The 10,420-nt window shown below is 72.2% G+C and carries 9 protein-coding genes and 1 pseudogene; 4 read left to right on the forward strand and 6 right to left on the reverse strand.

Going from position 1 to position 10,420, the window contains the following annotated elements:
* Window positions 1-8: 8 nt before the first annotated feature.
* The 6 genes and pseudogenes from asnB to AKI01S_RS22740 all read right to left on the reverse strand — a co-directional run bounded on the left by asnB (window position 9) and on the right by AKI01S_RS22740 (window position 5,518).
* A complete protein-coding gene (asnB, locus tag AKI01S_RS22715; RefSeq protein ID WP_067821451.1) occupies window positions 9-1,856 on the reverse strand; it encodes an asparagine synthase (glutamine-hydrolyzing) in 1,848 nt (615 codons plus the stop codon).
* 473 nt (window positions 1,857-2,329) lie between these two features.
* Window positions 2,330-2,752: pseudogene (locus AKI01S_RS22720) on the reverse strand (SAM-dependent methyltransferase); the annotation flags it as partial.
* Between the two features lie 83 nt (window positions 2,753-2,835).
* Window positions 2,836-3,408: a GTP cyclohydrolase I gene (gene folE, locus AKI01S_RS22725; protein WP_067821457.1), complete on the reverse strand. Its 573-nt coding sequence runs from the start codon at window positions 3,406-3,408 to the stop codon at window positions 2,836-2,838.
* A gap of 3 nt (window positions 3,409-3,411) precedes the next feature.
* Window positions 3,412-4,161 carry a 7-carboxy-7-deazaguanine synthase QueE gene (locus AKI01S_RS22730; protein ID WP_067821460.1) on the reverse strand — a complete coding sequence of 250 codons (750 nt, stop codon included), beginning with the start codon at window positions 4,159-4,161 and terminating at the stop codon, window positions 3,412-3,414.
* A complete protein-coding gene (locus AKI01S_RS22735; protein WP_067821463.1) occupies window positions 4,158-4,601 on the reverse strand; it encodes a 6-pyruvoyl trahydropterin synthase family protein in 444 nt (147 codons plus the stop codon). The genes AKI01S_RS22730 and AKI01S_RS22735 overlap by 4 nt, the downstream gene beginning before the upstream one ends.
* The gene (locus tag AKI01S_RS22740; RefSeq protein WP_067821466.1) at window positions 4,598-5,518 is read right to left on the reverse strand and encodes an ATP-grasp domain-containing protein; all 921 of its coding nucleotides are present in this window, start codon (window positions 5,516-5,518) and stop codon (window positions 4,598-4,600) included. Before AKI01S_RS22740 ends, AKI01S_RS22735 begins: the two co-directional genes overlap by 4 nt.
* Window positions 5,519-5,823: 305 nt before the next feature.
* On the opposite strand from AKI01S_RS22740, the gene AKI01S_RS22745 reads away from it, so the two are divergent.
* The 4 genes from AKI01S_RS22745 to AKI01S_RS22760 all read left to right on the forward strand — a co-directional run.
* Window positions 5,824-7,470 carry a dihydroorotase gene (locus tag AKI01S_RS22745; RefSeq protein ID WP_067821469.1) on the forward strand — a complete coding sequence of 549 codons (1,647 nt, stop codon included), beginning with the start codon at window positions 5,824-5,826 and terminating at the stop codon, window positions 7,468-7,470.
* The gene (locus AKI01S_RS22750) at window positions 7,467-8,240 is read left to right on the forward strand and encodes an isochorismatase family protein (protein WP_067821472.1); all 774 of its coding nucleotides are present in this window, start codon (window positions 7,467-7,469) and stop codon (window positions 8,238-8,240) included. Before AKI01S_RS22745 ends, AKI01S_RS22750 begins: the two co-directional genes overlap by 4 nt.
* Entirely contained in the window at window positions 8,237-9,649 is a 1,413-nt protein-coding gene (locus AKI01S_RS22755) for an amidohydrolase family protein (protein ID WP_067821475.1), read from the forward strand. The genes AKI01S_RS22750 and AKI01S_RS22755 overlap by 4 nt, the downstream gene beginning before the upstream one ends.
* A 265-nt stretch (window positions 9,650-9,914) precedes the next feature.
* A partial coding sequence (locus tag AKI01S_RS22760) for a 3-oxoacyl-ACP synthase III family protein (RefSeq protein ID WP_369688734.1) occupies window positions 9,915-10,420 on the forward strand: 506 nt, incomplete at its 3' end.

Below are 10,420 nucleotides of genomic sequence, written 5' to 3' on the forward strand. Positions count from 1 at the left end.
GCGGCGGTCTAGGAGAGCCGCACCGTCGGGGAGTAGCGGTCGAACCAGGCCGCCAAGTCCAGGGCCCGCTCCAGCAGGCTCCGGCTGCCCTGGGTGGTCGCGGCGCCGGTCCGCGCGGCCTCGGCGGCCAGCTGCTGCCGGTCGAGCAGCTCGAACACCGGATGCGCGTGGTCGGCGAGCAGCGCGCGGGCCTGGCGGCGCAGCGCGTCGGCGTAGCCGGGGTCCTGGGTGGAGGGGTAGGGGGACTTGACCCGTTCGACGACCGACCGGGGCAGCACGTCCCGCGCGGCGGCGCGCAGCAGGCTCTTCTCCCGCCCGTCGAAGACCTTCATCCGCCAGGGCACGTTGTACACGTACTCGACCAGCCGGTGGTCGCAGTACGGCACCCGCACCTCCAGGCCGGCCGCCATGCTCATCCGGTCCTTGCGGTCCAGCAACAGCTGCATGAAGCGGGTGAGGTGCAGGTACGACACCTTGCGCATCATGCGGTCGTGGTCACTCTCGCCAGGCAGCAGCTCGATCCGCGCGGCGGCGGCGCGGTACTCCTCGCGCGCGAACGCGGCCAGGTCGAGCGCCTTCTCCGCCTCCGGGGTGAAGACCTTCTCGAACGGGTCCACGGTCTGGTCGCCCGGCCCCTGCACCAGCCACGGGAACAGGTCGGCCTCCACCGCCTCGGACTCGTGGTACCACTTGTAGCCGCCGAAGACCTCGTCGGCACACTCCCCCGACAGGGCCACCGTCGAGTTCCGGCGCACCTCCCTGGACAACAGATACAGCGAGGCGTTCATGTCGCCGACGCCGGGCGGGATGTCGTAGGCGGCCACTACTGCGCCGCGGACCTCGGGGTCGGCCAGCGCGTCGGCGTTCAGGACGAGGTCGCGGTGGTCGGTCCCGGCGTGGGCGACCAGGTCGCGCACGTACGGCGCGTCCGGGGACATGCGGATGCCGTCGCTGACGAAGTTCTCGGTGTAGCCGCGAAAGTCGACCGAGTAGCTGCGCAGCCGCACGCCGTCGCGTTCCAGGCGCCGCGCCGCCAGCGCGGTCAGCACCGAGGAGTCGAGCCCGCCCGACAGCAGCGTGCAGCGCGGCACGTCCGCGATGAGCTGCCGGTCCACGGTGTCGTCCAGCAGCTCGCGGACCCGCGCCACGGTGGTGTCGAGATCGTCGGTGTGCTCCAGGGCGCGCAGCGTCCAGTAGACGCGGGTGCGGACTCCCTCGCGCGTGACCGTGGTCACCGACCCGGGCAGCACCTCGCGCATGCCCTCCCAGATCGCGTGGCCCGGCGTCTTCACGAACGCGAACAGCTCGCGCAGCCCGCCGAGGCCCACCACCGGTTCGGCGAGGGGGTTGGCCAGGATCGCTTTCTGCTCGGACCCGAACAGCACGCCGTCGTCGGTGGGGTGGTAGAACAGCGGCTTGATCCCCAGCCGATCGCGGACCAGGACGAGTTTCGCGTCGCGTTCGTCCCAGACGGCGAAGGCGAACATTCCGTTGAGGCGCTCGGCGACGCTCTCGCCCCATTCCAGGTAACCGCGCAGCACCACCTCGGTATCGGAGTCGGTCCGGAAGTGGTGGCCGCGGGAACGCAGTTCCGCGCGCAACTCGCGAAAATTGTAGACCTCTCCGGTGTGGACCAGGACCACCGTTCCAGTGTTGGTCTGGGCCGTCATCGGCTGCCGCCCGTCGGCCAGGTCTATCACGGACAACCTGCGGTTTCCCAGCGCGGCGTGCCGTCCCACCCAGACGCCCTCGTCGTCGGGGCCCCGGGCCGCCATGGTCCCGGTCATCGCGTCGACCGTCTCGCGGGCGGTGGTCAGATCGCGGCCGTAGGAGACCCATCCAGCGATTCCACACATGCCAATTTCCCATTTCTCTCGGCGTTCCGCACCGCAATGGCGCGCCGCCCTTAAATGCGTACTGAAACAGCGTCGCCGATCGTTATGGGGCATTCAAGGAAACGGCGTTCACGGCGCCGCCGCCGGGACGCGCGCGGAACGGCGCGGCCCGGCGGCGGCCCTCCAGTCAGGCGGAGGCCAGGGGCCGCGCGGGCGCGGGCCCGGTCCCGGTCAGGGCTGCGACCTGGATGGCGTTCGGGGGACGGTATGGTTCACGGTTCTCGCCGGGCCGGGTGCGACGGAAGGGGGCGACCGTGCTAGCTGACCAGCCCAGCGCGGCTAGCTCGCTGTCGAACGGTCCAGAACATGGTCGCTTCCGTGGTCGCTGGTCGCTGATCGCTGCCGGTAAGCGTTCAATGTAGGAACGGCCCGTGCTCGGGGCGCAACCGTTTTGCGGTCGGGGGTGTCCCGCCGGCGGGACACCCCCGGCGGCGTCAGCGAACAGCGCTGAAGATCCAGCCGCGCGGCGGACCGTCGTCCAGGCGCGTCCGGTCCAGGTCGGCCAGGCCCGACCGCAGCACGCTCCGCCGGCACCGGGTCCGCGCCCCGGCCGCGGCGACCACGGACTCCTTGAAGTCGAGCACGCCGTGCAGGTCGACCTCGAACAGCCGCACCCCGTCCGGCCAGTCCAGCCGGAAGGCGCGGGTGTCGAGTCCGGCGCCGAGCAGGACCACCTGGTCGCGGCCGGCCGCGCAGGCCCGCAGCAGTTGGTCGTCGAACAGCCGGGTCCGGATCGCGAAGTAGTGCTCCATCGGATGCCGGATGGTCACGATGGCGGGCTGCTGGCCGTGCTCGGCGGCGGTGGCCACGAAGCGGGCCGCCAGCGGATCGTGGAACAGCCGGTCGGGCCGGGCGCTCTCGGCGGCGCGCGGCCGCGATTACCAGGGCGGTGGCGCTCACGCCCAGGGCGGGTACCGTCATTGGTCCCCCTCCGGGTCGCTCAGCGCAGGCTCGCGGCGTGGTCGGTCAGGACCGCCTGCAGGTCGGGGTGGCCCGGTCCCCACTCGCCGGTACTGGCGTGGGTCGTGGTCACCGTCGCCGGCTCGCCGACGCCGCGGACCGTCATGCAGCCGTGCTCGGCGGTGATCACGCAGGCCGCGCCGACGGGGTTCAGCGCCTCCTGCACGGCGTTGGCAACCTGGTGCCCGATGCGTTCCTGCACCTGGAGCCGCCGAGCGTACCCGTGCACGACCCGGGCCAGCTTCGACAGTCCGACGATCTGGTCGCCGGGGCGCGGCCGGTAGGCGACGGTGGCGGTGCCGGTGACCGGCAGCAGGTGGTGGGCGCAGGTCGAGTTCAGCCGGATCCCCGCCACGATGATCAGGCCGGGGTCGTGGGTGGTGCTGAACCGCCGATCCAGGTGCCGGGCGGGGTCGTCGTTGTATCCGGCAAGGGTCTCGGCCCACGCCTTGGCGACGCGTCGCGGAGTCTCGCGGGTGTGCTCGCCCTCGTCCACGCCGAGCGCGAGCAGCAGGTCCGCGACGGCGTTCTCGGCCTTGTCCAGGTTGATCATCGGTCAGTGCCCTCTCTCGTCGCCCCACGCGAGCACGTGGAGCCGGTGGGTGGCGTTGATGCCGTGCCGTGCGGCGGCCTCGGCGACGACGCGCCAGCGCTCGTCGAGTTCGGCCGTGGTGACGCCCAGGGGCATGACCCACACCTGGCCCGCGGGCCAGTGGTGGGCCGCGGCGAGCGCCCGGGCGGCCTCGACGTCGGCGGCGGTCGCGCACACGATCTTCAGGTGCGCCTGCCCCGCCCGCGCGGCCGCGGCCCAGCCCCGGTGCAGCGCCGGGTTCTGGTGCCCGCGGTGCCGGCCGGCGTTGGGCAGCTTGGGCGAGACCACGAAGGTCTCGACGAGCTCGCGGGTCGTCGCGGTGGGCGCGATCGTCCCGTTGGTCTCCACGTGCAGGAAGCAGCCGCGCGCCCGCAGCAGGGTGAGCAGTTCGCGCCACCCCTCGGTCTCCTGCTGGAGCAGTGGCTCTCCCCCGGTCAGGATCACCAGCGCGCCGTCGGGGACGCTCGCGGCGATCTCGCCGGCCGGGGTGTGCCGGATCTCCTCGCGCAGGGTGTAGCGGGAGGAGTCCCAGGTGTAGGCCGAGTCGCACCAGGAGCACGACAGGTTGCAGCCGCCCAGCCGGACGAACCAGGCGGTGCGCCCGGCGGCCGGCCCCTCGCCCTGGAGGGTGGGGCCGAACGTCTCGGCCAGCGGCAGCCAGGTGGCCGCCGAGGGGGTCGGCGACGCGGTCGAGGGTGGGCTCGGCGTGGTCATCGGACCACCTCGGCGGCGTTGACGTGCGTCTCGGTGACCCGGACCCGCGTCACCGCGACCCCCCGCCACCCGGCCGCATCGATGCAGTCGTCGGTCACCCGCGCGAGCAGCTCGGCGACGTTCTCGACCGTCGGCCAGTCCAGCCCCTTGGAGGGCTCGGCCACCCCGAACCGGAACAGCTTGCCGCCGTCCTTCTCCAGCGCCGGGACGAGCGGGTCCAGGTCGCCGAGCATCGCCCCGTGGTCGAGATGGGTGTCGATCCACTCGCGCAGGTGGCGCTTGAGCGCGCCGAAGTCGACGACGATCCCCTGGTCGTTCAGGTCCCCGGCGACGGTGACCTCCACCCACCAGGAGTGGCCGTGCAGGTTCTGGCACTTTCCGCCCAGGTGGGGAAGCCGATGGGCGGTCTCGAAGTTGTGGCGTACGGTGACCTGGTTCATGTCGCCTCCTGGGACTCGGCGTACCGGCGCTCGACAAGGTCCAGCACGGCGCGGTTGGGGATCTTCTGCACGTCGGGCGGGAGCGCGCCCCAGCCGGGGACGACGTTGACCTCCATGACGACGGGGCCCTCATCGGTCTCCACGATGTCCACCCCGGCGTAGCTCAGCCCCATCGCCTTGGTCGCGCGGATCCCGATGTCGGCCATCTCGGGCGAGGGGGTGACGATCTCGATGTCCACCTCCCAGGCCGCGCCGGCCGGAAGCCCGTCGCCGGGGAACGGCTTCCACGCTTCTTCCCCGGTATGGAACCGCGTGCAGATCGACGGCTCGTCCCCGATGACCAGGACGCGGTGGTCGCCCTCGTGCGGGTAGTAGGGCTGGCAGATCAGCACGCCGTACCGGTCGAGCATGGCCGCGGCCCGGTCCCGTTCCCCGCCGGTGATCCCGCCGAGGAACCGTTCCACGTCGATGCCCCGGAACCCGACCGACGGCTTGAGGACGATCGGCCCCCACGCGCGGCTTGCCTCCTCCACCTCCGGCAGGCTGCGGACCGAGCGCGTCGGCGGGACGTTGATCCCGTTCAGCGTGAGCTGGTGCAGCATCGCGAACTTGCTGGCGGTCCTGACATGCACCTCGACCGGATCCAGCATCAGCACGCGAGGGATCCCGGACAGCAGGTGCAGCCGCTCCACGGTGTCCCGCCAGCCGTCGTGGCCCACGTGCGCCCGGGACAAGATCACGTCGAAGTCGGCGGCGTCCCGTTCGGCGACGGTCGGGACCGTGCCGTACCGGGTCGCCGCGCAGCCGACGTCGGCGATGTCAAAGACGGTGACCTCGTGGCCCCGGGTACGGCCGAGCTCGGCGATCCCGACGGACTCGGCCTCACCTGGCTCCCAGCCGAGAATTCCTAGCCTCATACACCCTCCAGTGCCGGGAAGTTTCCCTGGAATTACAGGGTCCAACGCAATGTATTCCGATGCCTTGGGCGCGGCAATAAAAGCCCGGTAATGCCGATGGTGGACCGGTGGCACGTGCCGTCAACCTTCTCAATGTCAACGTTCTAGCAGGTGATGGCCTTGCAGTGTCTCGCCGGCGGGACGATTGACGGCCCCTGGAATACCTTTCTGTTGCCCTCTCCAATTCGCGGTGTGAGACTCGGTCCGCATGTTCGGATGGTTTTTGGTTCGCCACGTACGGCGAAAGTCGAAAGGGATGATGCGCGGTGACGAGCGAAACCCTCGACCTGATCGTCGCCAACGGGACGGTGGTCCTTGGAGACGGGCGGCACCGGCTGGCGATCGGTGTCAAGGACGGCAAGGTGGCGGCGCTGGCACCCGAGGAGCTGATGCCCCCGGCGCGCCGGCGGATCGACGCGCGGGGCCACTACGTGCTGCCCGGGATCGTCGACTCCGAGGCCCACCCCGGCTGCTACGTCCCGTTCAAGGACGACATCCGCACCGAGTCGCGGGCCGCAGCCTGCGCCGGGGTCACCACCTGGGGCATCCAGGCCCCGGTGACCCGGATGGGCACCGAGCCGTTCCACGAGGTGGTGCGCCGGGCCGATGTGGTGTCGTTCCACGAGTCGTTCCCGGCCGCGCACAAGGTCATCGAGACCTACTCGCAGGTCGACGCCTACCTGACCTACATGCTGGAGACCGACCAGCAGGCCCGCCAGATCCCCGAGTACGCCGAGGAGCACGGCGTCACCTCGTTCAAGCTGTACCTGCAGACGCGCAGCCTCAAGGGCATGGCGGACGACGACGACAGCAACTGGCCCTCGCGCCGGGCCGGTCTCGGCACCGGCATCGACGACGGCACCGTCTACCTGGCCATGGAGCAGACCGCCCACCTCGGCTACCCGGGCATGGTGCACATCCACCCGGAGAACTGGGAGATCGGCCGGATCTTCGAGGACCGGCTGCGGGCCGCCGGGCGCACCGACTTCGGCGCTTGGACCGACCGCTCGCCGGACTTCTTGGAGGCCCAGCACATCGCCGCCTACGCCTACCTCGCCAAGCAGACGCCCGGCCGGGTGCCGCTGTACCTCCAACACTGCACGACCGCGCTGAGCTTCCAGGAGGTCCTCAAGGCGCGCGCCGAGGGTGTGGACCTGTACGCGCAGACGGGGCCGGCGTGGCTGTGGGCGCAGCCCGAGGACGGCCGCGGCTGGCGCATCAACGTCCCGCTGCGCCGCCGCGAGAACGTCGAGGCGCTGTGGGCCGCGCTCGCCGACGGGATCGTCGACGTCGTCGGCTCCGACCACGTCGTCGGCTGGGAGCCCTCCTCCTACGAGGAGATGTACAACGCCAACATCTGGGACTGCCGCACCGGCTTCAGCCGGGTCGAGCTGTTCCTTCCCGTCCTGCTATCGGAAGGGGTCAACAAGGGCCGCATCAGCATGGAACGGCTCGTGCAGGTGAGCTGTGAGAACCCCGCCAAGACCAGCGGGCTGTGGGGCCGCAAGGGCTCACTGCTGCCGGGCTTCGACGCGGACATGGTGATCGTCGACGCGGGCCGCGAGGTGACGGTCGGCAAGGAGCACCTCAACACCCGCTCCGGCTGGTCGATCATGGAGGGGCACACCTTCACCGGCTGGCCGATCAAGACCATCCTGCGCGGCGAGGTCACCGCCGAGTGGGCCGACGACTCGCCCGGCATGCGCCCGGTCGGCGACCCGCGCGGCGGGTACCTGCCCCGGCGGCTGCACGGCACGCGCACCGGCCACGACGCCGCCGAGCCGCCGCGCGTCGCCCGCTCGGGCCGCTGGTCGCCGCCGGTCTTCGAGCGTCCCGGGTTCTGCGCCGAGACCACCGCGCACACCACCGTGCACACCACCGTCCGGCAGCCCGGCGGCGAGGGGGCCCGATGAGCGGCGCGATCTGGGACGACGTGCTCGACGACGTCGACCGGGCGGTGTTCGAGGCCGCGGGCTGGGGGCGGCGCGCCGGGTTCGGCCGACGACCGGTGATCATGGTGATCGACGTCAACTACAACTTCTGCGGCGACCGACCCGAGCCGATCCTGGACTCGATCCGCCGCTGGCGCTACTCGTGCGGCGAGGTCGCCTGGACCACCGGGATCCCGGCGATCACGCGGATCCTGAAGGTGGCGCGGCGCAAGCGGCTGCCGGTCGTCTACACCACCAACCCGCGCCGGGCCGACGGCTTCGACCTGGGCGTGTGGACGCTCAAGAGCCACCGCAGCGACGACACCGTGGATGTGCGGGGCCACCTGGGCAACGAGATCGTGGCCCAGGTGGCTCCGCGCGAGGGCGACATCCTGCTGGAGAAGCGCAAACCGTCGGCGTTCTTCGGCACCCCGCTGATCAGCCACCTGACGATGCTGCGCGCCGACTCGCTCATCCTGACCGGGACGACGACCAGCGGCTGCGTCCGGGCCACCGCCGTCGACGGCATCTCCCACGACCTGCGGGTCACCCTCCCGCACGAGGCCGTGTTCGACCGATCCCGCCTGGCCCACAAGGCGACCCTGCTCGACCTGCACATGAAGTACGCCGACGTCACCGACACCGCCGACGTCCTGGCCCACCTGGAGGGCCTGGAGACCGGGCTGTTCGACGCGGAGTTCCCCCCGGCGGCCCTGGCCGCCGGAGCGGCCGCCGAGAGGGCGGCGCCGTGACCGCCGCCTCCGGCACCCTGGTCCGCGGCCGCCACGTGCTCACCTCGGCCTCCCCGGAGGTCCTGGCCGACGGGGCCGTGCGGATCGTCGGCGAGCGCATCGCCGACGTCGGCCCCTATGCCGAGCTGGCCGCGCGGTACCCGGCCGACCGGGTGTCGGGCGGGCCGCACGACATCGTGACGCCCGGCTTCGTCAACACGCACGGTCACTTCTCCGAGGCGCTCATCGCCGGGATCGGCGAGGAGTACGCGCTCGGGGACTGGATCCGCGAGCTCATCGCCCCGGTCGCGCCGCACCTCGGTCCGGAGGCGGCCTACGTCGGGACGCTGCTGGCGGGCGTGCAGCTGCTGCGCACCGGGGTGACGCTCACCGGCGACATGTTCGTGTGCGACCCGGCGGCCGACGGGCCGCCGGTGACCCCGGGGGTCGTGCGGGCGCTGGATGAACTGGGCCTGCGCGGCGTGGTGGCGTTCGGCGCGGGCGACCGGCGGCCGGGCGTGACCGTCGCCGGCGTCCTGCGCGAACACGCGGCGCTGCGGCGGGCGGCCGAGGCCAGCCGGCTCAGCCGCTTCCGGGTGGGAATCACCGTTGTGGCGGCGCAGTCGCCCGAGCTGTTCGCGCGCACCGTCCAACTGGCCGTCGACGGCGGCCACGGCGTGCACGTCCACCTGCACGAGACCCGGGACGAGGTGCGCGCGACACGCGCCGAGCACGGCGTGAGCCCGGTGGAGTACTGCGCGCGGCACGGCCTGTTCGAGGCACCGACCCTGGCCGCGCACTGCGTGTGGAGCGACGAGCGCGACATCGCGCTGCTCGCCGGGCACGGGGTCGCGGTCGCGCACAACCCGGTCGCCAACATGATCCTCGCCTCAGGCGTGTGCCCGGTGAAGGACCTGCGGCGCGCCGGCGTCGAGGTCGGGCTGGGCGTGGACGGCGCGGCCAGCAACGACCGGCAGGACATGCTGGAGGCGATCAAGAGCGCAGTCCTGCTCCAGCGGGTCCACCACCTGAGCACCGCCGCCCTCTCGGCGCGCGACGCCCTGCGCATGGCGACCCTGGGAGGGGCCCGTGCGCTTGGACTGGGCGACCAACTGGGCTCGCTGGAACCGGGCAAGTCCGCCGACCTGGTGGTCTTCGACGGGGACTCCCCCGCGCTGGCGAACGTGCACGACCCGTTCCAATCGGTCGTCTACTGCGCGGGCCCGCGCGAGGTCAGGGACGTGTGGGTGGCAGGACGCCGGTCGGTCGCCGACGGCGAGGTGACCGGCGTCCCGGTGCCGGAGGTGGTCGAACGGTCGCGGGAGCTGTCGGCCGACCTGGTGCGGCGGTCCGGTCTTAGCCAACTCCGCCACCCCGCGGCGGCCCCGGCCGTCCCGGCGACGCCCCAGCCGATCGGGGGCACTGCATGACCACGGCCATGACCCACGACCGGCCGCCGGCCTGGACGAGCCCGCGTCTGGTCGCCGAGTTCGGGGTGCTGATCACGCCGGGGCGCACCCGTCCACAGTGCCGGCCCCGTGGGCTGGTCGCTGGGCGGCGAGGCGTTCTTCCACCCGCTGTTCCCGCTGACCCGCCGGTTCGGCCCCCGCCCGGGCGGCGTACCGACACGTTCCCGCCCGAGGCCGCCGGCACCGCCCGGAGCTCGGTCCAGGCCAAGCAGACAGGGGAAAGCCCATGACCAGACTGACATCGACCGATATCGGAGTGGTCGGAACCGGATCGTGCCTGCCCGAGCGGCGGGTGGACAGCCGGGAGGTCGCCGCGACGCTCGGCGTGGAACACCGGTGGATCGTCGAGCGCGTCGGCGTGCTGGAGCGCCGCTTCGCCGGGACCGGGGAGACCGGCACCCAGCTGGCGGCCCGGGCTGCGGCGCGGGCCCTCGGCCAGGCGGGCGTCGCGCCCGAGGACGTCGACGCGGTCGTCCTGGCGACCTCCACGCCCGAGACCCCGATCCCCGGCGTCGCGGCCTGCGTGCAGGAGGCGGTCGGAGCGCGCAGCGCGTTCGCCTTCGACATCAACGCGGCCTGCGCCGGATGGCTCGTCGCGATCGAGACGGCCCGCGGGTTCCTGCGCGCCGACGAGCGCCGCCAGTACGTCCTGGTCGTTGGCACCGACACCTACTCCCGCATCCTGAACCCGGGCGACCGCAGGACCTATCCCCTGTTCGGCGACGGCGCGGG

It is taken from the genome of Actinomadura kijaniata NBRC 14229 (assembly GCF_001552175.1).
Taxonomy (GTDB): Bacteria; Actinomycetota; Actinomycetes; order Streptosporangiales; family Streptosporangiaceae; genus Spirillospora; species Spirillospora kijaniata.

What these genes read in the sequence shown, in the direction of transcription:
- AKI01S_RS22750 (WP_067821472.1), top strand. Translation starts at nt 7,467, where the DNA reads ATGAGCGGCGCGATCTGGGACGACGTGCTCGACGACGTCGACCGGGCG.
- AKI01S_RS22730 (WP_067821460.1), bottom strand. Translation starts at nt 4,161, where the DNA reads ATGACCACGCCGAGCCCACCCTCGACCGCGTCGCCGACCCCCTCGGCG.
- folE (WP_067821457.1), bottom strand. Translation starts at nt 3,408, where the DNA reads ATGATCAACCTGGACAAGGCCGAGAACGCCGTCGCGGACCTGCTGCTC.
- AKI01S_RS22740 (WP_067821466.1), bottom strand. Translation starts at nt 5,518, where the DNA reads ATGAGGCTAGGAATTCTCGGCTGGGAGCCAGGTGAGGCCGAGTCCGTC.
- AKI01S_RS22735 (WP_067821463.1), bottom strand. Translation starts at nt 4,601, where the DNA reads ATGAACCAGGTCACCGTACGCCACAACTTCGAGACCGCCCATCGGCTT.
- asnB (WP_067821451.1), bottom strand. Translation starts at nt 1,856, where the DNA reads ATGTGTGGAATCGCTGGATGGGTCTCCTACGGCCGCGATCTGACCACC.